This is a genomic window from Pseudomonas sp. BP01 (assembly GCF_022760795.1).
Taxonomy (GTDB): Bacteria; Pseudomonadota; Gammaproteobacteria; order Pseudomonadales; family Pseudomonadaceae; genus Aquipseudomonas; species Aquipseudomonas putida_Q.
Genome location: NZ_JAFBKA010000019.1, coordinates 26,757 through 51,169 on the forward strand (window position 1 = coordinate 26,757; position 24,413 = coordinate 51,169).

21 protein-coding genes are annotated in these 24,413 nt (G+C 63.8%); 8 read left to right on the top strand and 13 right to left on the bottom strand.

The genetic code is table 11. From position 1 onward, the window contains the following. Window positions 1-16: 16 nt before the first annotated feature. The 8 genes from JOY50_RS17855 to JOY50_RS17890 form a co-directional block, all read right to left on the bottom strand. Window positions 17-2,803: a dermonecrotic toxin domain-containing protein gene (locus JOY50_RS17855; RefSeq protein WP_132842987.1), complete on the bottom strand. Its 2,787-nt coding sequence runs from the start codon at window positions 2,801-2,803 to the stop codon at window positions 17-19. Window positions 2,804-2,870: 67 nt separating this feature from the next. Next, complete coding sequence (locus JOY50_RS17860; RefSeq protein WP_086976882.1) at window positions 2,871-3,056, bottom strand: hypothetical protein; 186 nt, start codon at window positions 3,054-3,056, stop codon at window positions 2,871-2,873. Further along, the gene (locus JOY50_RS17865; RefSeq protein WP_243055592.1) at window positions 3,053-4,165 is read right to left on the bottom strand and encodes a PepSY domain-containing protein; all 1,113 of its coding nucleotides are present in this window, start codon (window positions 4,163-4,165) and stop codon (window positions 3,053-3,055) included. Before JOY50_RS17865 ends, JOY50_RS17860 begins: the two co-directional genes overlap by 4 nt. Before the next feature lie 56 nt (window positions 4,166-4,221). Then, window positions 4,222-6,654, bottom strand: a complete 2,433-nt coding sequence (locus JOY50_RS17870) for a TonB-dependent siderophore receptor (RefSeq protein ID WP_132842992.1) — start codon at window positions 6,652-6,654, stop codon at window positions 4,222-4,224. A gap of 219 nt (window positions 6,655-6,873) precedes the next feature. Then, window positions 6,874-7,830, bottom strand: a complete 957-nt coding sequence (locus JOY50_RS17875; protein ID WP_138736498.1) for a FecR domain-containing protein — start codon at window positions 7,828-7,830, stop codon at window positions 6,874-6,876. After that, window positions 7,827-8,345 carry an RNA polymerase sigma factor gene (locus JOY50_RS17880; RefSeq protein WP_019470547.1) on the bottom strand — a complete coding sequence of 173 codons (519 nt, stop codon included), beginning with the start codon at window positions 8,343-8,345 and terminating at the stop codon, window positions 7,827-7,829. The genes JOY50_RS17875 and JOY50_RS17880 overlap by 4 nt, the downstream gene beginning before the upstream one ends. A 112-nt stretch (window positions 8,346-8,457) precedes the next feature. After that, entirely contained in the window at window positions 8,458-9,168 is a 711-nt protein-coding gene (locus tag JOY50_RS17885) for a PolC-type DNA polymerase III (RefSeq protein ID WP_132842997.1), read from the bottom strand. Beyond that, window positions 9,165-11,102, bottom strand: a complete 1,938-nt coding sequence (locus JOY50_RS17890; protein ID WP_132842999.1) for a DUF294 nucleotidyltransferase-like domain-containing protein — start codon at window positions 11,100-11,102, stop codon at window positions 9,165-9,167. Before JOY50_RS17890 ends, JOY50_RS17885 begins: the two co-directional genes overlap by 4 nt. Before the next feature lie 116 nt (window positions 11,103-11,218). On the opposite strand from JOY50_RS17890, the gene JOY50_RS17895 reads away from it, so the two are divergent. Then, window positions 11,219-11,758, top strand: coding sequence for a response regulator (locus JOY50_RS17895; protein ID WP_243055593.1), 540 nt, complete (start codon window positions 11,219-11,221; stop codon window positions 11,756-11,758). 138 nt (window positions 11,759-11,896) lie between these two features. Here the strand turns inward: JOY50_RS17895 and JOY50_RS17900 are convergent, their stop codons facing one another. Further along, on the bottom strand, window positions 11,897-14,074 hold the full coding sequence (locus JOY50_RS17900; protein ID WP_132843003.1) for a malate synthase G: 2,178 nt from the start codon (window positions 14,072-14,074) through the stop codon (window positions 11,897-11,899). A 449-nt stretch (window positions 14,075-14,523) separates the two neighbouring features. On the opposite strand from JOY50_RS17900, the gene JOY50_RS17905 reads away from it, so the two are divergent. After that, complete coding sequence (locus JOY50_RS17905; RefSeq protein ID WP_019470551.1) at window positions 14,524-15,042, top strand: glycine cleavage system protein R; 519 nt, start codon at window positions 14,524-14,526, stop codon at window positions 15,040-15,042. A 304-nt stretch (window positions 15,043-15,346) separates the two neighbouring features. Here JOY50_RS17905 and rarD read toward each other — a convergent pair whose 3' ends face one another. The 4 genes from rarD to JOY50_RS17925 form a co-directional block, all read right to left on the bottom strand. Continuing rightward, the gene (gene rarD / locus JOY50_RS17910) at window positions 15,347-16,234 is read right to left on the bottom strand and encodes an EamA family transporter RarD (protein ID WP_019470552.1); all 888 of its coding nucleotides are present in this window, start codon (window positions 16,232-16,234) and stop codon (window positions 15,347-15,349) included. A 64-nt stretch (window positions 16,235-16,298) separates the two neighbouring features. Further along, window positions 16,299-17,273 (bottom strand): serine/threonine protein kinase, encoded by a 975-nt coding sequence (locus tag JOY50_RS17915; RefSeq protein WP_019470553.1) that lies wholly within the window; start codon window positions 17,271-17,273, stop codon window positions 16,299-16,301. A gap of 164 nt (window positions 17,274-17,437) precedes the next feature. Next, complete coding sequence (locus JOY50_RS17920; RefSeq protein ID WP_132843005.1) at window positions 17,438-18,202, bottom strand: TOBE domain-containing protein; 765 nt, start codon at window positions 18,200-18,202, stop codon at window positions 17,438-17,440. A 172-nt stretch (window positions 18,203-18,374) separates the two neighbouring features. Continuing rightward, window positions 18,375-19,106 (bottom strand): ComF family protein, encoded by a 732-nt coding sequence (locus tag JOY50_RS17925; protein ID WP_243055594.1) that lies wholly within the window; start codon window positions 19,104-19,106, stop codon window positions 18,375-18,377. An 89-nt stretch (window positions 19,107-19,195) separates the two neighbouring features. Between JOY50_RS17925 and bioB the strand changes: the two genes are divergently transcribed. The 6 genes from bioB (at window position 19,196) to JOY50_RS17955 (ending at window position 24,142) form a co-directional block, all read left to right on the top strand. Further along, window positions 19,196-20,254: a biotin synthase BioB gene (bioB, locus tag JOY50_RS17930; protein ID WP_132843009.1), complete on the top strand. Its 1,059-nt coding sequence runs from the start codon at window positions 19,196-19,198 to the stop codon at window positions 20,252-20,254. Window position 20,255: 1 nt separating this feature from the next. Continuing rightward, complete coding sequence (gene bioF, locus JOY50_RS17935) at window positions 20,256-21,428, top strand: 8-amino-7-oxononanoate synthase (protein WP_132843011.1); 1,173 nt, start codon at window positions 20,256-20,258, stop codon at window positions 21,426-21,428. Then, window positions 21,421-22,152 carry an alpha/beta fold hydrolase gene (locus JOY50_RS17940; protein ID WP_132843013.1) on the top strand — a complete coding sequence of 244 codons (732 nt, stop codon included), beginning with the start codon at window positions 21,421-21,423 and terminating at the stop codon, window positions 22,150-22,152. The genes bioF and JOY50_RS17940 overlap by 8 nt, the downstream gene beginning before the upstream one ends. Continuing rightward, a complete protein-coding gene (bioC, locus tag JOY50_RS17945) occupies window positions 22,145-22,963 on the top strand; it encodes a malonyl-ACP O-methyltransferase BioC (protein ID WP_132843015.1) in 819 nt (272 codons plus the stop codon). Before JOY50_RS17940 ends, bioC begins: the two co-directional genes overlap by 8 nt. Window positions 22,964-22,973: 10 nt before the next feature. Beyond that, window positions 22,974-23,654: a dethiobiotin synthase gene (gene bioD / locus JOY50_RS17950; protein ID WP_019472548.1), complete on the top strand. Its 681-nt coding sequence runs from the start codon at window positions 22,974-22,976 to the stop codon at window positions 23,652-23,654. A 191-nt stretch (window positions 23,655-23,845) separates the two neighbouring features. Beyond that, window positions 23,846-24,142 carry a pyrroloquinoline quinone biosynthesis protein PqqE gene (locus tag JOY50_RS17955; protein ID WP_243055595.1) on the top strand — a complete coding sequence of 99 codons (297 nt, stop codon included), beginning with the start codon at window positions 23,846-23,848 and terminating at the stop codon, window positions 24,140-24,142. The last annotated feature ends 271 nt before the right edge of the window (window positions 24,143-24,413 follow it).

Below are 24,413 nucleotides of genomic sequence, written 5' to 3' on the forward strand. Positions count from 1 at the left end.
CCTGCGGTTCGGCCATTCAGCGGGCTGGCAGTGGCTGATCGGGCAATGCCAGCCAGTCGCTGCTGCGCCCCGCTTGGCGAACGCGTATCAGCCACTGGCCGTTCTCGTGGCGCAGCACCGCCCACGGCACCACGCCAGCATTGATAGCGACAGCAATCTGCAAATGGTACCGGTCCGGCAGCAGGTGGCTGCGTAAAGGTAACTGCCCGCCCTCGAGCGCCAGGTACAGCTGATCGTCAGCCAGGTACAACCCCTGTTCGATGTTCAGGGGTGTGCCCGCCAGTGCCGCTTGCATGTAACAGGCCTGCAGCAACTGGGTCAGGTCGGGTAGCCCGTCGTACCAGTGCAACGGAGAGTCGATTACCCATTGCCCGTCGGCTTGGCGCTTGAGCGGCTGGTGCAAGTAGGCATCCGGCTGGTCAGGGTCGATGGCCCGCCAGCGGTAGCCGTCGAAGCTCACTTTGTAGTAACGGTTGTGGTTATCCTTGACGAAATACAGCGACAGCCCGCCAAAAGCCGAGCGCTGTTCGTACACCCCTTCACCGTAGATCCCGTCTATGCGATAGCGCAGGTTGCTGCTGTCCGGTTGTGCCTGCAAGCGCGCGGGCAATGGCAAGGGCGGTTGTTTGGGCATGCCACGCAACGAGCGTCGCAGCAGGCCGGAGCCTACATAACTGATTGCTGCATCATTGAGGTGGCTGAGTGCGTTGTAGGCGTGTCGCATCACCCCTTCGGCATCCTCCTGCTTGAAAGCCTGCGCGCCGTCCCAGATGTCGATGGCCATGCGCCCGATCGACAACGCCAGCAGGGCGCGACTGGGCAGCAGCAGGCTGATGAAGTCCACCAGGCGCCAGCTCAGTGCGATGACCGACTGCGCATTCACTTCCTGGGTCGTCATGCTGTCGGCATCGGCCTGGGCGATCAGCGCTTTGACTTCGGCCAGGTAATAGACGAAGAACAGGTCATCGTTCACCGCCGGGGTTTTCACATGCGTGCCCAGGCGCCCTTTGTCCAGAAGGCGCTGCACCTTGTCGGCAGGAAGCAATGGCAGGCGCTGTGCCACGTACGCTTTCAGCCCGGGCTGCAGGCGCAAGGTCCGAAGCAGTTCACGCGGTGTGCGAAAGCGGCGCCAGGCCCTGCGGTCCGGGGCATCCGGCGTATACAAAACGCATGCCTGGGACTTGTAGGTCGCGCTATTGAGCAGCAGCACGCCCTGCAAGGTATGGCCCATGATGTTGAACTGCCGAACCGTGACCGGGTAGCCCGCTACCGGGGCACGCAAGGCATTGTGCGGTTGGTCCAGCACTGCGCATACCCAGCTGTAACCATGCTCGAAAGGGTCATCGCCGAAATGCCCGGCATAGCGCGCTTTGACCGCTTCTGCGCGCATGCGCGCCAGGTTTACCCGGCTGTGTGCGGCCTGGCGCCACTTGCCCGCCCTGGAGCTGATGAGCTGGGTGTGCAGGTACTTGGCATAACTGTCACCCACGTTCAGTTCCCGGATCATGTTCTTCACATAGTGCGGCGTGAGCGCGGCGGGCAACGCACCCCCCCGGGCGTGGACGATGCGCGCGGTAAGCCAGTAGTCGGTGTCGAACCATGGCAGGTTCTTCAGCGCCAGTTGCTCGAGCGTGTTGCTTTCCTCGACCATCTCCACCATCTCATTGCCCACGCGTTGCATGCCGGCATAGGCCACATAGGAGGAGGTGGCGAAGGGATGCATGACAGCGCCGGTGCGGCGGGCGCGGACGACAATGACCTGAATTTCGCCAGGGTCCGTGTCGTAGCTCAGGTCATGGCTCAGGCGCTCGCGCAGGCGTGCATTGGCCCAGGACAGCAGGCTGTTGCGCTGCTTGAAATCATTGAGGCTCAGCACTCCGGGGGCTGCCGCCCGCTCGGCGGTTGCCACCAGCTCCTGCACAGCCTGCATGATATGGCTCAAGCCTTGCGCGGAGGTGTTGCGCAGCCAGTTTGGCAGGTTCTTTTCCAGCAGTTGCGAGTAGCGTGTCTGCACGCTGGGTTTGGCACCGACTTCGTGCCGAAGCGCCATGGCCCTACTCAAGCGGGTGTGCTGGTCGGCTGTGTGACTGCCCCACAAACCGGGTTCAGTCAAGCGCTGGCGCTGGGCCTCGATCACGCAGTCGACCTGGGCTTCCAGCAGGCTGTCGGCGTACCAGTCATAGCGCAGGCGTTGTGACCGGCGAGCGCGGTCTGCCTGTTCATCAAGATACAGGTGCAGCAGTGGCTTGCTCTGCAGTGGATCCTCCAGGCGTTCGCAAAGCTCTTTGTGCAGTGCGGCAAGGGACTCGAAGGCCTCGATACCTTGGGACAGGCTGCACAGCAAGGCACTTCCTGCGGAGTCTTCAGCCGTGAGCATTTGGCCCTCGACGGTACTGGCAACGATGACCAGAGTGCCTGGCAGGTAGCTGCGCCAGTTTGGCCGCCGGTTTTCCAGCAGGACGCGGTAGACCTGTGACCGTTCGGCCAGAGGCAGGTGCCGGCGTTGTGAGGGCAGTGGCTTCTCCAGGCAAGTGCGCAACAGTTCGGCCTGCCCGTTGCCCAAGGTCTGGTCGGCGACGCGCAATTCGATCTCGGTCAGCATCAGTGCCTTGCGCAGTGTGAGCAACTGCTGTCTGCGCGTGTTGCCTTGCTCATCGGCCGTGGCCCAGAAACTGGCCAGCTCGCCGTGCAGCCAGGTGCGCGTGGCGGGGCTGATGGGCTGTTTGGGGTCGACGGTGGGGAGGCTGTCGAGCAGGTCACCGATCTGTCGGTCGATCTGTTCCAGGCGTTCGAGGGGGCGCATGGGGCTGATCCTTGATTGAGGAAAGCCCCATGCTTGGCAATATCCGCGGCTGCGGGGTGGTAGCCGGCTAGCGCCGCCGACGCCAGAACAGCCCGCGCAGGCTCAGCAGGGCCGGAAGGCCCAAACCGGCCCAGGCCAGCACATCCCAACCTCCGTCGCCCAGCAGGGCGGCGAACAGCCCCAGGAAGCCCAGCAGGGCAATCAGTGCTGGCCAGGCGAAGAGGCGCGCAGTGGATCGAGATTTGTGGCTCATGCACGCGCCTCCCTGGGTTTGCGCTGCTTGCCCCACCACAGGTACAGACCGCTACCGAGCACGATGATGGTCAGCACGTCCAGTACGGCCCAGAGGATCTGCATCGGCCGGCCGCCGTAGTCGCCAAAATGCAGCGGCTGCGACAGGCCCAGCGCGTCCATGTACCAAGGGCGGTCGCCTACCGCAGTCACTTCAAGGGTGCGGGCGTCGATCAGCACCGGCGTGAACAGGTGCGAAGTGAGATGGGTGGAGCCGTTCATGAACACCGCGAAGTGGTGTTCGCTGGAAAAGCGCGTGCCGGGGAAGGCGATGAAGTCCGGGCGCATGCCGGGGGCGGCCTGTTCGGCAATCTCCAGCAGGCGGGTGGCTGGCGCGCGCTCGGTGAGCGGCGGGGCATCGCGGTAAGGCGCGATCATGGTGGCCAGGCTGTCGTTGCGCCAGGCGGCGATGACCAGGTCGGACAGGGCGCTGATCACACCGGTCACGCCCACCGTCAACGCCCACGCCAGGGTGACCACGCCGAGCAGGTTGTGCAGGTCGAGCCAGCGCAGGCGGCGGGACTTTTCGTGGCGCACGGTGCCGAACGCCAGGCGGCGCATGAACGGCGCATAGAGCACGGTGCCGGAGACGATCGCGACAATGAACAGTATGCCCATGAAGGCCAGCAGCAGCTTGCCGGGCAAGCCGGCGAACATGTCCACGTGCAGGCGCAGCATGACCATCATGAAACCGCCATTGGCAGCCGGCATGGCCACCGCTTCGCCGGTGCGGGCGTCGAGCATGAAGGTGTGCGACAGGTTGGGGTCGGTGTCGGCCGTGGCTGCGGTTATGGCGACCACGCCGTTGGGTTCGTCTTCGTCGTAGCCGAAGTACTGCATCACCTCGCCGGGGCGGTGCTGTTCGGCTTTCACTACAAGCTGCTGCAGGTCGAGGTGCGGGGTGCCTGCCGGCATGACGCGCAGTTCTGGGGCTTCGCCGAGCAGCTGTTCGAGTTCGTGGTGGAAGATCAGCGGCAGGCCGGTGAGTGCCAGCAGCAACAGGAACAGGGTACAGACCAGGCTGCTCCAGGTATGGATCACGGACCAGCGGCGGATGGTTGGGCTTTTCATCACGGTACCGATTTTTGTCTGTTGGAGCGGGGGGCCGCAAAGCGGCCCCCGCTCACTCAGAACTTGTAAGTGGCGCTGGCGACAACACTGCGCTCATCGCCGTAGTAGCAGTAGTACGAGTCACAGGTAGAGAGGTAATCCTTGTTCAGCAGGTTGGTGGCATTGACCGCCACCGACGCGCCCTTCAGGCTGCTGTTCAGGCGACCCAGGTCGTAATGCACCGACGCATCGAACACGGTGTAGGCCTTGGCCTTGCCCAGGTAGGTATTGGCCTGGTCACCGTAGGTATTGCCGGTATAACGCGCGCCCAGGCCGATGCCGAAGCCGTCGAGCACGCCCGAGTGCCAGGTGTAGTCGCCCCAGACGGACGCCTGCTGGTTAGGCATCAGCTGCAGGCGGTTGCCTTTGAAATCGCCGTCCTGCACCTCGGACTTGGCCAGGGTGTAGGCGGCAATCACCTTCAGGTTTTCGGTAACATCGGAAACCGCTTCCAGCTCAAGGCCACGGACTTTCACTTCGCCGGTCTGGCTGGTGATGGTCACACCACCGACGGTGTCGGTGACCGCGACGTTTTTCTGGGTCAGGTCATACACGGCCGCCGACAGCAGGGTGTTGGAGCCTGGCGGCTGGTACTTCACGCCCAGCTCCCACTGCTTGCCTTCGGTGGGTTTGAGCGGGTTCGTTGCCGACACACTGGCATTGCTGGACGGCTGGAACGACTCGGCATACGACAGGTACGGCACGAAGCCCGAGTCGAACACATAGCTGATGGCTGCGTTACCGCTGAATTTCTTGTCCCGCTGGGTACTGGTGGCGTCGTCCTGGTTGAAGAACTTGGTGCCGGTATGCACCCAGTCTTCACGACCACCCAGGGTCAGGCGCCAGTTGCCAAGCGCCATCTGGTCCTGCACATACAGGCCGGTCTGACGGGTTTTCTGGTTGTAGTCATAAAACGCGGTCGAGCGATCCGGGCGGGTGATCGGCAGCCCGTAGACGGGGTTGTTGACGTTGCTGTCCGGCACGTTGAAGCCGAAGATCGACAGGTAGTTGGTATTGACGCGCTGGTGGTCCAGGCCGATCAGCAGGGTGTGGGTAATGTCCCCGGTGGCGAAGTCGGCCTGGAAGTTGTTGTCCACCGCAAACTGGCTGATGTCTTCATCGGTGTTGGTGGACATGCGGCTGACCGTGCCATCGTCTTGCACCGGGCCACCCGGCGCGTAGTAACTGCCAGGGGTGATGGTCTGGAACGACAGGTCCGACTTGGTGTAGCGAAGGTTCTGACGGAACTGCCACACGTCGTTGATGCGGTGTTCGAAGGCGTAGCCCAGCGCGTAGTAAGTGCGGTCGTAGAACTCGTAGTCCGGGTCACCCAGGTTCTTGTGGTGCGAGATCTTGCCGAACGGCATGTCGATCTTGGTGCCCTGGATCGGCCGGAACTGGCTGGTGGCGCCGGTATCGTCACGGGTGAACTGGGTCAGCAAGGTCAACGTAGTGTCTTCGTCGATGTTCCAGGTCAGGCTTGGCGCGATGTTGTAGCGCTTGTTGTCGATGTGGTCGATCTGCGTGCCGCTGTCGCGGATCACACCACTGACGCCGTACAGAAAGCGGCCTTCATCGTCGATTTTGCCAGTGCTGGCAAAGTTGATCTGGCGATGGTTGTCGCTGCCATATTGCAGCTCGATCTCATGGGCGCTTTCGGCCTGCGGCCGGCGGCTGACCATGTCCAGCAGGCCGCCGGGCGGGGTTTGGCCATAAATCGAGGAGGCCGGACCACGCAGCAGGGCGAGGCGGTCGAGGTTCCAGGTTTCGGCTTTGGGGTTGGCGTACACGCCGCGTGGCAGCGGCAGGCCATCGAGGAACTGGGTGGGCTCGAAGCCGCGCACGCGCATCCAGTCATACCGCGTGTCGCTACCGAAACTGGCCGACACGATACCCGGCATGTAGCGCACGGCGTCATCCAGGCTGTGCACGCCGCGGTCTTTCATCTGCTCGCGGGTGGCGATGGAGATGGAACGGGGGGCCTCCACCAGCGCGGTGTCGGTCTTGGTGCCAGCGGCGGTGCGCTTGGCCAGGTAACCCTCTACCGGGCCCCAGGCACCTTCAGAAACGCTGGCGGCGTCCACGGTGGTTTCCGGTAGCGCCAGCGCGCCATCCGGCACGGCCACCAGGCTGTAGCTACCGACGCTGCTCTGTTGCAACTGCAGGCCGGTACCGCGCAGGGCTGCTTGCAGAGCGCCAAGGCCGTCGTACTGGCCGCTTACCGGGGCCGAGGTGCGGCCGCTGACCAGTGCCGGGTCGATGGCCAGGGCAATGCCGGCCTGGCTGGCGATCTGGTTGAGGGTGGTGGCTAGCGGCGCGCTGGGCAGGTTGTAGGCGCGGGCAGTGGATTGCTCGGCGGCGAACAAGGGGGGGCTTGCCAGCGGGGCAGCCAGGCCGATGGCCAGGGCCATCAAACTGGGGCGCAGGATACGATCAACGGCACGGGACATGCGGCGGTTCCTCGACGGGTAAGTGCTTGCTGCTTCCTTGCCGAGCGAGAATTGAAAAGTGACAGGGTGAATCTGAAAAATATTGAGAATTATTTGAAATGTGTATTTGCCTGCACTGGCCTCTTCGCGGGTGAACCCGCTCCCACAGGGACCCCACGGGGTCAGGCACTGTGAAACACCTGTGGGAGCGGGTTCACCCGCGAAGAGGCCGTTACAGGTCTACTGGGGAACGACGTTGACCCACCACTGGGTATGCCGCTCGATCTTCACCGGCAAGGCCGGTACCAACGACTCCAGCGCCAGATTGGTGTCGGTCAGCGGGAAGCTGCCGGTCACTCGCAGGTCGGCGACTTGCTCGTCTACCCCGAGGTAGCCGCTGCGGTATTTGCCAAGTGCGGCCAGCAGGTCGCCCAGGCGCACGTTGTCCACCACCAGCATGCCGCGGGTCCAGGCATCGGCACCGGCAGGCACGGTGCCCATCTTGCCGAGGCCGTTGGCATTCATCAGCACCTGCTGGCCTTCGCGCAGCACTTGCTCGTCGCCACTGTTGTGCGGCATGGCAGCAACCGAGGCTTGCAGCACTTCCAGGCGCGTACCGCCGGCTTCGCGGCGCACCAGGAAGCGCGTGCCAAGGGGGCGCAGGCGACCGTCGTCGGTGCGTACCAGCAGCGGGCGCGGGTCCTGGTGGCCTGTTTCGACCGAGATTTCGCCCTGGTGCAGCACGATTACCCGCTGCTCGCCCGCGTAGTCGATGTCTACGGCGGTGTGCGTGTTCAGGCTCAGCAGTGTGCCGTCTTCCAGGCGCAGGGTACGCAGCTCGCCGGTAGCGGTACGCTGGTCGGCCAGCCAGTAGCTTGGGGCCAGCGACGGTGCGCCGACCCAGGCCAGCAGCGAGCCGAGCAGGAACATGCCGGCCAGCCCGCCGCCCACTTTGCCGATGCGTCGACGCAGGCCGGCGCGTGATTGCAGCAAGGCCTGGCGTGCCGGGCCGGCTGCCGCACTGACGCGCTGGTCCATGGAGCCGAGCTGGCGCCAGGCACGCGCGTGTTCTTCGCTGGCGGCATGCCAGCGCATGAATTCGCTGCGTTCATCGGGCGTGCCGCTGGCGTCGCCCAGGCTGAGTTTCCAGGCGATGGCGTCTTCCAGTACCTGGGACGAAACCGGTGCATTGCTCACGTCGGTTCCCCGTACAGGGCCACATAGCACTGGCGCATGCCCTGGGCGATGTACTGGCGCACCCGCGATACCGAAACGCCCAGGCGCTCGGCGATTTCGGCATGGCCCATGCCGTCCAGGCGGTTGTGCAGGAACGCTGCGCGGGCTTTGCTCGAGAGCTTGCCGAGCAGGCGGTCGATGGCTTTGAGGTCTTCGAGAATAAGGTGCTGCACTTCTGGTGAAGGGTGTTCGGCTTCCGGGATCAGGGCCAGCTCGGCCAGGTAGGCCTGTTCCAGCGCGGCGCGGCGGAAGTGGTCGAACATCAGCCCCTTGGCCACGGCGGCCAGAAACGCACGAGGTTCGCGGGGCGTGTCCAGCTGCTCACGGCCGAGCAGGCGCACGAAGGTGTCCTGGCTGAGGTCTTCGGCACGTTGGCGGCAGGCCATGCTGCGCTGCAGCCAGGCGAGCAACCAGCCGCGGTGGTCGCGGTATAGCGCACCGACCAGATCGGCGTGTGGGCTGTGTGCAGAAGACAAGCAGCGTCCCCCCGGAACGAATGCATTAACTAACGATAACTATTCGCGATTGTTGCAGAGGGGAGGGGGTGGGTGCAATGGACGCTTATCGGATTGCCATCATGGAAAAGCCCTATAACCCATGGCTGTGGGCTTGGCGCCGCCGCCACCCGCGCAACCGCTGCTCAAGCTGCAACGGGCTGTCCAGCTGCTGGCGCCGGGCTTGGCTGAACAGGATCAGCGCCAGCTCTGCGGTCACCTGGGCATCGGCACTGGCATGATGACGCTCCTCCACCTGCAAACCAAACCGCGCCACCCAGTCATCCAGCCCGGCTTCGCGCAGCACCGTGTCGGGGTTGAGCATCGGCGCCAGTTCGGCAACGTCGAGGAACAGTGACTGCAAGCGATGCCCAAGGCTCTCCTTCAGCGCACGGGCCAGCATGCGCTGGTCGAAGGGCGCATGAAACGCCAGCACCGGGCTGCTACCAATGAAATCGAGCAAATCGAGCAAGGCCTCGGCCGGGTCGCAACCGGCGGCCAGGGCGCTGGGGCCCAGGCCATGGATCAGCACGCTGGCGTTGGTCTTCTGCAAAGGCCGGTGCAGCGTACGCTCGAACTGCTGGGCAAAGTCGATGGCACCGTCCTCGATAGCCACTGCCCCGATCGACAATACCTGGTCACGGTTGGGGTTGAGCCCGCTGGTCTCCAGGTCCAGTACCACCCAACGCTGTTCGCGCAGGGTACATACACCCAGCGGCGCGGGCTTGGGCGACCGTGCCAGGCGCTGGCGTGTGGCGTGGTCCAGTTCGGGCGCGCTGGGGCGCAGCCAGGCGAACAGGCTCATAGCTGGTACCGCAGGGCCAGGCTGCTTTGCAGGCGCTGGGCCTGGCGCAGGGACTCGCGCAGGATGCGCCGGTCCAGGTGGTTGAGGCTGTCCGGGTCGAGCCGGTTGGAGTAGGGCAGGTTGTCGCGGGCCTGGCGCTGGTGCTGCTGCATCCGGGTTTGCTGGATGAAGTGGTAGGCCTCTTCATAGGCCGCGCCATCCAGTGGCTCGATCACACCCTTGGCTACCAGCTGGCGCAGCCGCTCCAGGGTATTGCAGGCGCCGACCCCATTGGCCAACGCCAGTAGCCTGGCACCGTCGACGAAGGGCGTCAGGCCCTGGACCTTGAGGTCGAGGGTGGCGGCCTTGTCGTTGCCCTGGCGGGTCAGCACGAACTCGCGCAGGCGCCCCACCGGCGGGCGCTGGCGCAGGGCATTGTCAGCCAGCATGCGCTGGAAGATGCGGTTGTCGGCCACCTGCTCCAGCAGGCCTTGGCGCAATTGTTCGCAACCTTGCTCATCGCCCCACACCACGCGCAGGTCGAAGTAGATGCTCGACCCCAGCAGGTTTTCCGGGCTGGCTTCGCGAACAAAGCCGGCAAAGCGCCGTGCCCACTCGCTGCGCGACAGGCACAAGTCAGGGTTGCCGGCCATGACGTTGCCCTTGCACAGGGTAAAGCCGCACTGGGCCAGGCACTGGTTGATGTATTGCGCGAGCGGCAGCAGGCGGGCACGAACGGCATCGGCCTCAGCGCTGTCGGCAGCTTCGAAGAGGATGCCATTGTCCTGGTCGGTGTGCAGGGTCTGTTCGCGGCGCCCTTCGCTGCCAAAGCACAACCAGCTGAACGGCACGCCTGGGTCGCCACGCTCGGCCAGCGCCAGCTCGATCACCCGGCACACGGTGTGGTCGTTGAGCAGGGTGATGATCTGGGTGATCTGCGTGGACGATGCGCCATGGGCCAGCATGCGCTCCACAAGCTGGCTGATTTCCCCGCGCAGCGAGACCAGGGTGTCCAGCCGGGGCGCATGGCGGATGGTGCGCGCCAGGTGCACCAGGTCGACCCGTTGCAGCGAGAACAGGTCGCGCTCGGAAACCACCCCGCACAGGCGCCGGTTTTCCACCAGGCACACGTGGGCGATATGCCGCTCGGTCATGGCCATGGCCGCGTCGAAAGCGCTGGCCTGAGGGCTGAGGTAGAAGGGTTTGACCGTCATGTGCCGCTCGATGGGGGCGCCCAGGTCGGCATCCGCCGAGGCCACCACCTGGCGCAGGTCGCGCAGGGTGAAGATGCCGGTGGGGTAGCGCTGCGCGTCGACCACCACGATGCTGCCGACCTGCTGCTCGTGCATCAGCCGCACGGCTTCGCGCAGCGGGGTTTGTGCCGTGCACACCACCGGGTGACGCATGGCCAGCTCACCCAAGGGCGTGTTCAGCGAGTACTGGGTGCCGAGGGTTTCCACAGCGCGCTGTCGTACCTGCTGGTTGACCTGGTCAAGCAGGCTGCTGACCCCGCGCAGGGCAAAATCCCGAAACACTTCAGACATCGAGAACACGCGGATGAACGCGGCCTTGTTCAACTGCAGGCAGAAGGTATCTTCACCGGCCAGGTGCTCGGTGCGGGTGGCTCGCTCGCCCAGCAGGGCGGCCAGCGGGAAGCACTCGCCACTGGTGATTTCGAAGGTGGTTTCCACGCCAGGCTTGACCAGGTGCTGGCGCTCGCCAACCACGCGGCCCTGTTTGACGATGTAGAAGTGCTCGACCGGGCCGTCGGCAGGTTTGACGATGCTTTCGCCGCAGGCATAAAAGCGCAGCTGGCATTGCTCGACCAGGTAGGCCAGGTGGCTGTGCTCCATCTGGTTGAACGGAGGGAAGCGCTGCAGGAACTGCAAGGTGCCCTGGATGTTCTGCAGCACTGCTGTCCTGCCCGCCTGGCTGTAGGCGTCCTTTTTGCTCATGAAACTGACCGTATCGCTACGCCGAACTATATATATCTATATATAGGTGCCGGCCTTGTTGTTCTCTGCCTCCATGGTCGGCTTGCGGCGGGGTGGTGCCCATTGGACGTAAGTCTATGAACGCGCCTGTCAAAGACCCGACGAAAGGCGAAACGGGTTACGCAAGTAATGTGGTCCTAAGGCTGAAGCGGAATGATTTTGACGAGACAAGCATGCCTGAGCACACCGACATCCTGAGTGACGCCGAGCGCGAGGCCTTGGCCATAGTAAGTGCGCCTGCCGCACCCAAGCCATTGGTGCTTGTGGTGGATGACAACGCGGTGAACCGCGAGGCACTGATCCTTTACCTGAAAAGCAGGGGCATTGATGCGGTGGGGGCGGACGGGGCAGAAGAAGCCAGGTTGTACCTGCATTACCAGCAACGGATTGCTTTGATGATCACCGATTTGCGCATGCAGCCAGAGGACGGTCTGGACCTGATCCGGCAGATTCGCGAGTCGGAGCGCGCAGCGTTGTCGATCATCGTGGTGTCGGGCGACACCGATGTGAAAGAGGCGGTGGACGTGATGCACCTGGGGGTGGTGGATTTCCTGCTCAAGCCGGTGGACCTGGGCAAGCTGCTGGAACTGGTGAAGAAAGAACTGAAGATCGAGTAAGTAGTGGCCTGTTCCGGCCTCATCGCCAGCAAGCCAGTTCCCACAGGGACCGCACAGATTTCAAGGCCTGTGCAGTTCCTGTGGGAGCTGGCTTGCCCGCGAATGGGCCGCACAGCGGCCCCCGTTCGCAGGTGTTACTTACAACCCGTTACGCGCCTTGAACTCGCGGCGACGGCGGTGCAGCACCGGCTCGGTATAGCCGTTCGGCTGTTTGCCACCTTCTACCACCAGCTCTACAGCCGCCTGGAACGCGACGTTGTCGTCGAAGTTCGGCGCCATCGGGCGGTACAGGGCGTCACCGGCGTTCTGCTGGTCGACCACCACGGCCATGCGCTTGAGGCTTTCCAGCACCTGCTCCTGGCTGACCACGCCATGGCGCAGCCAGTTGGCCAGCAGCTGGGCAGAAATGCGCAGGGTGGCACGGTCTTCCATCAGGCCGACGTTGTTGATGTCCGGCACCTTCGAGCAACCCACACCCTGGTCGATCCAGCGCACCACGTAGCCGAGGATGCCCTGGGCGTTGTTGTCCAGCTCGTTGCGGATTTCTTCGTCCGACCAGTTGGTGTCGGCGGCCAGCGGGATGGCGAGGATGTCGTCCACCGACGCCGGGGTACGCGAAGCCAGTTCACGCTGACGCGCCTGCACGTCCACCTTGTGGTAGTGCAGGGCGTGCAGGGTGGCGGCAGTCGGCGACGGCACCCAGGCGGTGTTGGCACCGGCCAGCGGGTGGGCGATCTTCTGCTCGAGCATGGCAGCCATCAGGTCGGGCATGGCCCACATGCCTTTGCCGATTTGCGCGCGGCCCTGCAGGCCGGTGGCCAAGCCAACGTCGACGTTGTTGTTTTCGTAGGCACCGATCCACTTCTCGTTTTTCATGGCGCCTTTGCGCACCACGGCGCCGGCCTCCATCGAGGTGTGGATTTCATCGCCAGTGCGGTCGAGGAAGCCGGTGTTGATGAACGCCACGCGCTCGGCGGCAGCCTTGATGCAGGACTTGAGGTTGACCGTGGTCCGGCGCTCCTCGTCCATGATGCCGACCTTGACGGTGTTGCGTGGCATGCCCAGCAGGTCTTCGACCTGGCTGAAGATTTCGGCGGCGAAAGCGACTTCTTCCGGGCCATGCATCTTCGGCTTGACGATGTACACGCTGCCGGTGCGGGTGTTCTTGCGGCTGGTGTTACCGTTGAGGTTGTGCAGGGCGATCAGGTTGGTGAACAGGCCGTCCTGGATGCCTTCGGGGATCTCGTTGCCTTGGGCATCGAGGATCGCCGGGTTGGTCATCAGGTGGCCAACGTTGCGCACGAACAGCAGCGAACGGCCATGCAGGGTGACGCTGCCGCCATTGGGCGCGGCGTACTCGCGGTCCGGGTTCATGGTGCGGGTGAAGGTTTTGCCACCCTTGCTCACGCTTTCGGCCAGGTCGCCTTTCATCAGGCCCAGCCAGTTGCGGTAGACGATTACCTTGTCGTCGGCGTCGACGGCGGCGACCGAGTCTTCGCAGTCCATGATGGTGGTCAGTGCCGATTCCATCAGGATGTCTTTGACGCCAGCGGCGTCGGTGCTGCCAACCGGGGTGTTGGCATCGACCTGGATTTCGAAGTGCAGGCCGTTGTGCTTGAGCAGCACGGCGGTTGGTGCGGCGGCGTCACCGTGGAAGCCGATGAGCTGGGCGTCGTCACGCAGGCCGCTGTTGCTGCCGCCTTTGAGGGCAACAACCAGCTTGCCGCCTTCGATGCGGTAGCCGGTGGAGTCGACGTGCGAGCCGGCAGCAAGTGGCGCGGCCTCGTCGAGGAAGGCGCGGGCGAAGGCGATGACCTTGTCCCCACGGACCTTGTTGTAACCCTGGCCTTTTTCGGCGCCGCCTTCATCGCTGATGGCGTCGGTGCCGTACAGGGCGTCATACAGCGAACCCCAGCGGGCGTTGGCGGCGTTCAGGGCGAAGCGGGCGTTCATTACCGGCACCACCAGCTGCGGGCCGGCCATGTGGGCGATTTCTTCGTCCACGTTCTGGGTGGTGGCCTGGAAATCGTCGGCTTGTGGCAGCAGGTAGCCGATTTCCTGGAGGAATGCCTTGTAGGCTACGGCATCGTGTGCCTCGCCTTTGCGTGCCTGGTGCCAGGCGTCGATCTTGGCTTGCAGCTCGTCGCGCTTGGCGAGCAGGGCTTTGTTCTTTGGAGCGAGGTCATTGATGATCTTCTCTGCACCTGCCCAGAACTGCTCGGCGACGATGCCGGTCCCGGGGATGGCTTCGTTGTTCACGAAGTCGTACAGGACCTTGGCGACCTGAAGGCCACCGACTTGAACGTATCCAGTCATTGCTTGCCTCACTCTGCTCAGCTATTTCGCTCTTCTGTATTAAGCCTGTAGCGCTTCTCTAAACACGGCACCAGTGCGTGCCCCCGGGTTGTACCGGGCGCGGCTGGGTGCGGCTTGCCAGACAGGCCGGCAGGCAGTGTGCGTATTTTCACAGGCGCCTTGGCAGACATCCAAACGACGTTTTGTAGTCCGCGCCACGGGATACTACATGAAGCAGTAGTCGGGGCAAAATCAGACTAAAAGCGCCGTTATGCGACCCGTTGGTCGCGTATGGTCACGCTGGGAGTGGGTATGTTCGCAAAAAACAGGTGGATTGTTCCAGATAAATCTTGAAACAGTACACGATTCGTTGTGCTGGCCGCCCTGCGGCAGGTTGCCGCGCCTTGCCTATACTGACTCGATCCCCCGATTTTCTGCCGCCGGGCGCGGCCCGACACGAGGAAGGGCTTGTGGATCATCTTGTACTGACTGTTATCGCCCCTGACAAGGCCGGCCAGGTCGAACGCATTGCCCAGTGCATCGCCGACCACAGTGGCAACTGGCTGGAAAGCCGCATGTCGCGGATGGCCGGGCAGTTTGCCGGTATCTTGCGGGTGGCGGTGCCGGCTGAGAACTACGCTGAACTGGTGGCGTCCTTGCAGGGGCTGGCCAGGTATGACATTCGCGTGCTGATTGCCGAGAGCGGCATCGAGCCGTCGTGCAACTGGAAGCCGATTGCGATGGAGCTGGTGGGGAATGACCGGCCGGGGATCGTGCGGGACATTACCCGGTTGCTGGCGGATCTGGGGGTGAACCTTGAGCGGTTTACCACTGAGGTGCGGCCGGCACCGATGAGCAGTGAGCCGCTGTTTCATGCCGATGCATTGCTGGCGCTGCCGCTGACCCTTTCGCTGGATGAACTGCAGCAGAAGCTGGAGAGCCTGGCGGATGATTTGATGGTGGAGTTGAAGTTGCGGGCGGAGGATTGATTCGGGATTGCCGGGGCCGCTTTGCGGCCCATCGCGACACAAGGCCGCTCCTACAGGGGAATGCATAACCTTAGTGGAAGCGGCCCCTTGCGGTTATCCCGATATCGCGGGGAAGGCCCTGTGGATAACCTGGGGGCGTACCTCTCCAGCCCAGTCCCTCTGTGCCCTGCGTAGTTTTGATCAAAAAACACCCAATAATCAGCAGCTTGTGCACAAAGCACGGGGACGAGGGTGTGGATAACCTTTGGAGATGTTTCTGCAGACCACGAACCGCATGGCCTGCAGAGTTTTGATCGTTTTTTGATCAGCTGCGCTTGCGCAGATTCATCCACGCATCGACGCTGTAGATCGCCAAACCTGCCCAAATGAACATGAACGCCACCAACGTGCTCGACGACAAATGCTCATCGAACAGCAGTACGGCCTGCAACAGCACCAGGGTAGGTGCCAGGTACTGCAGGAAGCCCAGGGTGGTATACGGCAGGTGCCGTGCTGCAGCGTTGAAGCACACCAGCGGTACCAGTGTTACCGGCCCCGCTGCCATCAGCCACAGTGCTTCGCTGCTGGAGTAGAACGCCCCCTGGGCGCTCATCGCCGCCGGGTGCAGCAATAGCCAGCCAAGGGCCAGCGGCACCAGCATCCAGGTTTCCACCACCAGGCCCGGTAACGCCGCCACTGGCGCCTGCTTGCGAATCAGCCCGTAGAAGCCAAAGCTCAGCGCCAGCACCAACGACACCCAAGGCAGGCTGCCCACTTGCCATACCTGCTGGGCCACGCCCACGGCCGCCATGCCTACCGCCAGCCATTGCAGGCGGCGCAGGCGCTCGCCAAGAATCAGCATGCCCAGCAACACGTTGATCAGCGGGTTGATGTAGTAACCCAGGCTGGCCTCGAGCATGCGGCCGTTGTTTACCGACCACACATAGGTCAGCCAGTTGCCGGCGATCAGTGCCCCGCTCAGCGCCAGTATGCCCAGCCGGCGAGGGTTGTCGCGCAGTTCGCGCCACCAGCCGGGGTGTTTCCACACTAGCAGTAGTAGCGAGCCGAACAGCGCCGACCACAGTACCCGGTGGACAATGATCTCGACCGCCGGGACGTTCTGGATGGCCTTGAAGTAGATGGGGAACAGGCCCCAGATGATGTAGGCGCTCAGGCCCAGGATGTACCCGCGACGCGGGTTTGCGGCGTGCATGCAGAATCCTTGCTTAGGTAGCTAAATAAAGCGACGCCTATTGTAGACAGAGGCAGGCATGCTTCTAGAACAATTTCAATGGTGCTTCATCCAGCGCGGCCATTTGCTCGCGCAGGGCGAGAATCTGGTCGCCCCAGTAGCGGGGTTGGCCGAACCACGGGAAGCTGGGCGGGAACGCCGGGTCGCTCCAGCGCCTTGCCAGCCACGCGCTGTAGTGCAACTGGCGCAGGGCGCGCAGGGGCTCGATCAGGGCCAGTTCGCGCGGGTCGAAGTCGTGGAACTCGTTGTAGCCGTCGATCAGTTCGGCCAGTTGCCCCAGGCGCTCCTCGCGGCTGCCGGCCAGCATCATCCACAGGTCTTGCACCGCCGGGCCCATGCGGCAGTCGTCGAGGTCGACCACGTGGTACACCTCGTCACGGTGCATCAGGTTGCCGGGATGCAGGTCGCCGTGCAGGCGGATCAGCTGGTGCGGTGTGCGGGCGTAGATATCCTCGACACGTTTTAGCAGGTCGCGGGCCACCGACTCGAAGGCGGGCAACAGTTCGCGAGGGACAAAACCACCGTCCAGCAGGGTGTTCAGCGAGGCGTGGCCGAAGTTGTCCACAGCCAGGGCCTCACGGTGCTCGAATGGTTTGGTGGCGCCCACGGCATGCAGGCGGCCGAGCAACTGGCCAAGGCGGTAGAGCTGGTCGAGGTTGCCCGGCTCCGGAGCGTGGCCGCCGCGGCGGGGGAACAGGGTGAAACGGAAGCCCTGATGTTCGAACAGGGTGCGGCCGTCGTGCTGCATCGGCGCAACCACCGGCACTTCGCAGTCGGCGAGTTCGGCGGTGAAGCTGTGCTCTTCGAGGATCGCCGCATCGCTCCAGCGTCCTGGGCGGTAGAACTTGGCGATCAGCGGCTGCGCGTCTTCGATGCCCACCTGATAGACGCGGTTCTCGTAGCTGTTCAGCGCCAGCACCCGTGCATCGCTGAGAAAGCCGATGCTTTCCACGGCGTCCAGGACCAGGTCGGGGGTAAGGGTGTCGAAGGGGTGGGACATGGTGACTCCGGAGGGTAAGCAGCGTGGGGCCATGGTAACCCGTTATGCCTGTACCGGCCTCTTCGCGGCTAAAGCCGCTCCCACAGGTTTTGCGCACATGTCTCAGGCGGCGCGTTCCCTGTGGGAGCGGGTTTACCCGCGAACCGCGCTGAAGCGCGGCCAGGCTATGCAGGAACTCCAATCAGTACATAGGACGGATGAAACTGCACCCGCACCGCACTGCCCGCCGCCACCGGCTGCCCAGCCAACCAATCCGCCTCGGCGATGGCACACAATGTCTGCCCATTGCCTAACGCCAGCCGCACCTCACTGGGCCCCTCACCCTCTGCCAGCACCTCTTCCACCGTTGCATTCAAGCAGTTGCTGCCCGCGTCGGCTGCTTCCCCCTCCGCCAGCAACCGTATCCAACCGGCCTTGAGCAGCGCCACCACCATCGTCCCCAGTGTCAGCTCCAGCCGCGCGGTACTGTCGTGGGTGATCAGCGCATCAATCTCCAGGCCGCCGCCCAGTGCCAGGCTGATGCGGTCATACCGGCCTTCCCGGCGCAGGCCGCTGACCTGGCCCTGCAGCTGGTTACGCGCACTGGTGCGCAGCATCAGGCGCCCGAGCAGGTCGAGGTCGCTGGATTCTTCGGCGGCCTCAAGAATTTGCGCCTGCAGTGTCTGCAGCCTTTGATACAGGCGCAGCACCCGCTCGCCTTCGGGCGACAAACGCGCACCGCCACCGCCACGGCCACCGGTACTGCGCTCGACCAAGGGTTGGCTGGCCAGGTTATTCAGCTCGTCGATGGCATCCCAGGCCGCCTTGTAGCTGATACCCGCAGCCTTCGCGGCGCGGGTGATCGAGCCTTGTTCGGCAATGTGCTGCAGCAGCGCGATGCGTTGGGGGCGGCGGGCGATGTGCTGGGTAAGCAGGGTGGGTAGGGGCATGGGTATTCGGTCGTAGTGGCGCCAGAAGGTGGATAGTGTGTAGTAGCGGCCTTGTGTCGCGAAAGGGGCGCGAAGCGGCCCCGGGATTTCTGCCGTGGCTAATATCGCTGGGGCTGCTGTGCAGCCCGATCGCGACACAAGGCCGCTCCTACAGAGGGCGATCCGCGTTTCCTCATACATACCCCGGCTTGGGCGTGCGCGCCAGGCAATACACATCCACCCGCCGCGCTCCGGCCTTGCGCAGCACCTCGGCGATGGCCTGCGCGGTAGCACCGGTGGTCAACACATCATCGACAATGGCCACATGTTTGCCCGTCAGTTCACCCGAGACCGCAAACGCTTGTCGCAAATTGCGCTGCCTTGCCCTGGCATCCAGCTGTTGCTGGGCAGGTGTTTCGCGCGTGCGCACCAGCATTCGCTCATCGCAAGGTAGCGCAAGTTGCCCAGACAGCCACCGCCCAAGCATCCCTGCCTGGTTGAACCCGCGCTCGCGTAGTCGACGCTTGGCCAAGGGCACAGGCAACAGCAGGTCAGGGCGGGGTAGGCCTTCTGCAAAGCGATGCAGCAGCCCATACCCCAGCAGTTCGGCCATCAAGCGCCCCAAAGGCCATTGACGATTGTGCTTGAAGCGGCTGATCAACGTGTCCACCGGAAAACCGAAATGCCACAACGCAATGACCTGTTCGAACGCCGGCAAGCGGCGGGAACACTGGGCGCAGATCAGGCCGGCCATCGGCAAGGGCAGGGCGCATTGCAGGCAGTGATCACCCAGCCAGGGCAGTTCCTGCTCGCAGGCGATGCACAATGGGTAGTGCTGCTCGGCCGGTTCATCACACAATAAACATAATTGGTTAATAAGTGAGCACTTGTAAACCAGTCTTTTCCAGTATGGTTGACAGTTCATGGGTCTTCCGTAACTATGCCAGCTATCCGTGATGCGCTTGTGGGCTTTCCTGTCCCGGCGCCAGCTACAGCCTAAACAAGGAAACGCCGATGAGCGCCAGCACAACTGCAACAACACGTCACGACTGGTCCCTGGCCGAGGTCAAGGCGCTGTTCCAGCAACCGTTCAACGACCTGCTGTTCCAGGCGCAGACCGTGCACCGCGCGCATTTCGACCCTAACCGGGTGCAGGTTTCGACCCTGCTGTCGATCAAGACCGGCGCCTGCCCGGAAGATTGCAAATATTGTCCGCAGTCCGGCCACTACAACACCGGGCTGGAAAAACAGAAGCTGATGGAAGTGCAGAAGGTGCTGGAAGAGGCTGCCCGCGCCAAAGCCATCGGCTCTACCCGCTTCTGCATGGGCGCGGCGTGGAAGCACCCGTCGGCCAAAGACATGCCCTACGTGCTGGAGATGGTCAAAGGCGTGAAGGCCATGGGCCTGGAAACCTGCATGACCCTCGGCAAGCTCGACGAGGAGCAGACCAAGGCCCTTGCCCAGGCTGGCCTGGATTACTACAACCACAACCTCGACACCTCGCCGGAGTTCTACGGCAGCATCATCACCACCCGCACCTACGGCGAGCGCCTGCAGACCCTGGCCTACGTGCGCGATGCGGGGATGAAGATCTGCTCCGGCGGCATTCTGGGCATGGGCGAGTCGCTGGACGACCGCGCCGGCCTGCTGATTCAGCTGGCCAACCTGCCCGAGCACCCGGAGTCGGTGCCGATCAACATGCTGGTCAAGGTTGCTGGCACGCCGCTGGCCGAAGAAGAGGACGTCGACCCGTTCGACTTCATCCGCATGCTCGCCGTGGCTCGCGTGCTGATGCCCAAGTCGCACGTGCGCCTGTCCGCCGGCCGCGAGCAGATGAACGAGCAAATGCAGGCCCTGGCGTTCATGGCGGGCGCCAACTCGATCTTCTACGGCGAAAAACTGCTGACCACTGCCAACCCACAGGCCGACAAGGACATGCAATTGTTCGCACGCCTGGGCATCAAGCCCGAAGCGCGTGAAGAGCACGCCGACGAAGTGCATCAGGCGGCCATCGAGCAGGCGCTGGTCGAACAGCGCAGCAGCGAGATGTTCTACAACGCTGCATCGGCCTGACATGGCCTTCGACCTGGCGGCGCGCCTGGCCGAACGGCGCACCGCAGACCTGTATCGGCAGCGGCCTCTGCTGGGCAGCCCGCAAGGGCCGCAAGTGGTGGTCGACGGCCAGCAGCTGCTGGCCTTCTGCAGCAATGACTACCTGGGCCTGGCCAACCACCCCGAGGTGATCGCCGCCTGGCAGGCCGGCGCCGAGCAGTGGGGTGTCGGCGGCGGTGCCTCGCACTTGGTGGTCGGCCACAGCACGCCGCACCACCAGGTTGAAGAAGCGCTGGCCGAACTCACCGGCCGCCCGCGTGCATTGTTGTTCTCCACGGGCTACATGGCCAACCTGGGCGCCATCACCGCGCTGGTGGGGCAGGGCGACACGGTGTTGCAAGACCGCCTGAACCATGCCTCGCTGCTGGATGGCGGGCTGCTCAGCGGTGCGCGCTTCAACCGCTACCTGCACAACGATGCCGCCAGCCTGGCCAGCCGCCTGGACAAGGCCGTCGGCAATACGCTGGTGGTGACCGATGGCGTTTTCAGCATGGACGGCGACCTGGCCGACCTGCCGGCACTGGCCGACGTCGCCCGTGCCCGCGGCGCCTGGCTGATGGTCGACGACGCCCATGGCCTGGGCACCCTTGGCGCACAGGGCGGTGGCATCGTCGAGCACTTCGGCCTGGGCGTGGATGATGTTCCGGTGCTGGTCGGTACGCTGGGCAAGGCGTGCGGTACGGCGGGCGCTTTTGTTGCCGGCAGCGAAGAGTTGATCGAGGCGCTGGTGCAGTTCGCCCGCCCCTATATCTACACCACCAGCCAGCCGCCTGCGCTGGCCTGCGCCACGCTCAAGAGCCTGGAGCTGCTGCGCCGCGAAACCTGGCGTCGTGAGCACCTGGCCGCGTTGATTCGCCAGTTCCGCGAAGGCGCGCAGCAGGTCGGGCTGGCGTTGATGGACAGCCCGACGCCGATCCAGCCGATCATGATCGGCGACAGCGCACAGGCCCTGCGCCTGTCGCGTATGTTGCGCGAGCGCGGCTTGCTGGTGACGGCCATCCGCCCACCCACCGTGCCAGTTGGCAGCGCACGCCTGCGGGTGACCCTGAGCGCCGCGCACAGCGAGGCGCAGGTGCAGCTATTGTTGAATGCATTGGCCGAGTGTTATCCACAGCTGGAGAACGCCGATGCGTAATCGTCTTGTACTGCTGCCCGGCTGGGGCCTGGGCACTGCTTCACTGGAGCCACTGGCCGCCAGCCTGCGCGCCCAGGATGCCCGCTTGCAGGTAGAGCTGATGCCCCTGCCCGAACTGGACCACAGCGATGTGCAGGGTTGGGTCGACCACCTGGACCGCAAGCTGCCCAGCAATGTCTGGCTGGGTGGCTGGTCGCTCGGTGGCATGCTGGCCAGCGCGCTGGCGCATCAGCGTGGTGATCACTGCTGTGGCCTGCTGACCCTGGCCAGCAACCCCAGTTTTGTGGCCCGGCTCGACTGGCCCCACGGCATGCCCGAAGACACCTTCGGCACCTTCCTCGATGGCTGCCGGAGCCATACACAGGTCACCCTCAAGCGCTTCCGTACCTTGTGCAGCGATGGCGCCCAACAGCCACGCACGTTGCTGCGCCAACTGGGTGTCGGTGTGCCGGACACCGACCCGCTGTACCTGGCCACCGGCCTTGAAGTGCTGGCCAAGCTGGACACCCGCGAGGCCCTGCAGGCATACGGCGGCCCGCAACTGCACCTGTTCGCCGGCAGCGATGCGCTGGTGCCGGCAGAGGCAGCCAAGGCATTGAGCGAGCTGCTGCCAGATGTGGAAGTGGGCCTGGTCGAAGACAGTTCCCACGCGTTCCTGCTGGAGTATCCGCAGGAGTTGGCGGCGGGCATCAAGAGTTTCCTGCATGAGAGTGGCGATGACTGACCTTTCCCATCCGACCCTGCCCGGCGCATTGCCCGACAAACGCCAGGTGGCGGCTTCGTTCTCCCGCGCTGCGGCCAGCTACGACAGCGTGGCAGCCTTGCAGCGCGCTGTAGGGTTGAACCTGCTGGAGCAGTTGCCGGCAGGCTTGCAGCCGTCGCACTGGCTGGACCTGGGTAGCGGCACTGGCCATTTCAGCCGAAAGCTGGCCGAGTGTTTCGCACCGGCCAGCGGTGTGGCAGTGGACATCGCCGAAGGCATGCTGCGCCACGCCCGGCATGAACAGGGTGGGGCGCACTACCACGTGGCCGGTGATGCCGAGCGTTTGCCGCTGCGAGATGCCAGCGTCGACCTTGTGTTCACCAGCCTGGCGGTGCAGTGGTGCGACCAGTTCGCCAGTGTGCTGGCAGAGGCGTTGCGGGTACTGCGCCCCGGCGGCGTGCTGGCCTTCAGCAGCCTGTGCGTGGGTACTCTGGACGAATTGCGTGCCAGCTGGCAGGCGGTGGATGGCCTGGTGCATGTAAACCGCTTTCGGCGGTTTGAGGATTACCAGCGCCTGTGTGCCGACAGCGGCTTTGAACAACTTGGGCTGCAGCGTTGCCCGCATGTACTGCACTACCCGGATGTGCGCAGCCTGACCCATGAACTGAAGGCGCTGGGCGCGCACAACCTCAACCCGGGCCGCCCTTCAGGCCTCACCGGCCGGGCCCGCATGCAGGGCCTTTTGCAGGCCTACGAAGCATTTCGCCAGCCCGAGGGGCTGCCAGCCACCTATCAGGTGGTCTATGGTGTGTTGCGCAAGCCACAGGCGTAAGGGGAGCGAGATGAGTCAGGCCTATTTCATTGCCGGTACCGATACCGATGTCGGCAAGACCACCATCGCCGCCGGGCTTTTGCACGCGGCGCGCTTGCAGGGCATGAGCACTCTGGGTGCCAAGCCGGTGGCCTCCGGCTGCACGATGACACCGAAGGGCTTGCGCAACAGCGATGCCCAGGCGCTGATCGACGAAAGCACGATCAAGTTGCCATACGAGCAGGTCAACCCGTTTGCCTTCGAGCCTGCGATTGCCCCGCATGTGGCGGCGCGCGAGGCGGGGGTGACGCTGGCTGTTCCGGAGCTGCTGGCGGCAATGCGCAATGTGCTGCAACAAAATGCCGATTTCACCTTGGTCGAAGGGGCCGGTGGCTGGCGTGTGCCGCTGTCGGGTCTGGAGAACCTGTCCGACCTTGCCGTTGCCCTGCAGCTGCCGGTGATTCTGGTGGTGGGGGTGCGGTTGGGTTGCATCAGCCATGCCTTGCTCAGCGCCGAAGCCATCGAGCGCGACGGGCTGCAACTGGCGGGCTGGGTGGCGAACATCATCGAGCCCCGTACTTCGCGTCTTGAAGAGAACCTGGCCAGCCTGGCAGAGCGCTTGCCCGCGCCTTGCCTTGGGCGGGTGCCCAAATTGAAGCAGGCCAGTGCCGATATGGTGGCTGAACACCTTCAGCTGGATCTGCTGGATTAGCCGTTTTCACGCCCGGCCCTTTGCGGGGGAACCCGCTGTTGCAGGAGCTGGCTTGCCGGCGATAGGGCCGGTGCAGGAATACCCAAGGCCTATCAACTGGCACCAGGCCATTAGGCTTTTAAACGGGCCTTTTCGCGCCCAGCCTGCTTTAATTAGGCCTGTTCGTCATCCAGCGTCAATGGAGTCCTGACATGGAAATCACCGGTAGCTCCGCATATTACGCGGGCCTGAGCGCAATCCAGACCGGCCAGAACCGCGTCGATCAGGCCGCCGGCCAGATCGCCAACACCACAGCCGAACGTACCGCCACCAGCCAGTCCAGCGATTTTCAGGCTGAACGCCTGCGTTCGGTCGACCGCAGCCAGCAGATGGACATGGCCACCAGCGTGGTGCAAATGGTCGTGGGCAAAACCGAAGTCGAGCTTGGCGCAAAGGTAGTCAAGGCATCCGACGAAATGCTCGGCCGGATCATCGACACCTACGCCTGATTGTCGGCGTCTCCCCTGAATCTACCGCTATCTCTGTGGGAGCGGGTTTACCCGCGAATGCGTCAGCCCAGACAACTTATTTTTCTGGCGCGGGCCTATTCGCGGGTAAACCCGCTCCCACAGGGGTTGCGCCTTGCCTTGGCGTAAACGCCATTTTTCGTGGCGCAAATGACACTATAGTCCCTCCTTGACATAAGCCGGAGCTAAACGTAAGTTTCAAACAACTGTTTGATAGACGGCCGCCAAGAGCTGGTCACCCCCACAGAACTGA

Coding starts and splice junctions, on each gene's coding strand:
- JOY50_RS17915 (WP_019470553.1), bottom strand. CDS start 17,273: ATGTCCCACCCCTTCGACACCCTTACCCCCGACCTGGTCCTGGACGCC.
- JOY50_RS17860 (WP_086976882.1), bottom strand. CDS start 3,056: ATGAGCCACAAATCTCGATCCACTGCGCGCCTCTTCGCCTGGCCAGCA.
- JOY50_RS17925 (WP_243055594.1), bottom strand. CDS start 19,106: ATGAACTGTCAACCATACTGGAAAAGACTGGTTTACAAGTGCTCACTT.
- bioC (WP_132843015.1), top strand. CDS start 22,145: ATGACTGACCTTTCCCATCCGACCCTGCCCGGCGCATTGCCCGACAAA.
- JOY50_RS17900 (WP_132843003.1), bottom strand. CDS start 14,074: ATGACTGGATACGTTCAAGTCGGTGGCCTTCAGGTCGCCAAGGTCCTG.
- JOY50_RS17885 (WP_132842997.1), bottom strand. CDS start 9,168: ATGAGCCTGTTCGCCTGGCTGCGCCCCAGCGCGCCCGAACTGGACCAC.
- JOY50_RS17870 (WP_132842992.1), bottom strand. CDS start 6,654: ATGTCCCGTGCCGTTGATCGTATCCTGCGCCCCAGTTTGATGGCCCTG.
- bioD (WP_019472548.1), top strand. CDS start 22,974: ATGAGTCAGGCCTATTTCATTGCCGGTACCGATACCGATGTCGGCAAG.
- JOY50_RS17895 (WP_243055593.1), top strand. CDS start 11,219: ATGAACGCGCCTGTCAAAGACCCGACGAAAGGCGAAACGGGTTACGCA.
- JOY50_RS17865 (WP_243055592.1), bottom strand. CDS start 4,165: ATGAAAAGCCCAACCATCCGCCGCTGGTCCGTGATCCATACCTGGAGC.
- JOY50_RS17855 (WP_132842987.1), bottom strand. CDS start 2,803: ATGCGCCCCCTCGAACGCCTGGAACAGATCGACCGACAGATCGGTGAC.
- JOY50_RS17955 (WP_243055595.1), top strand. CDS start 23,846: ATGGAAATCACCGGTAGCTCCGCATATTACGCGGGCCTGAGCGCAATC.
- rarD (WP_019470552.1), bottom strand. CDS start 16,234: ATGCACGCCGCAAACCCGCGTCGCGGGTACATCCTGGGCCTGAGCGCC.
- bioB (WP_132843009.1), top strand. CDS start 19,196: ATGAGCGCCAGCACAACTGCAACAACACGTCACGACTGGTCCCTGGCC.
- JOY50_RS17920 (WP_132843005.1), bottom strand. CDS start 18,202: ATGCCCCTACCCACCCTGCTTACCCAGCACATCGCCCGCCGCCCCCAA.
- JOY50_RS17890 (WP_132842999.1), bottom strand. CDS start 11,102: ATGAGCAAAAAGGACGCCTACAGCCAGGCGGGCAGGACAGCAGTGCTG.
- bioF (WP_132843011.1), top strand. CDS start 20,256: ATGGCCTTCGACCTGGCGGCGCGCCTGGCCGAACGGCGCACCGCAGAC.
- JOY50_RS17940 (WP_132843013.1), top strand. CDS start 21,421: ATGCGTAATCGTCTTGTACTGCTGCCCGGCTGGGGCCTGGGCACTGCT.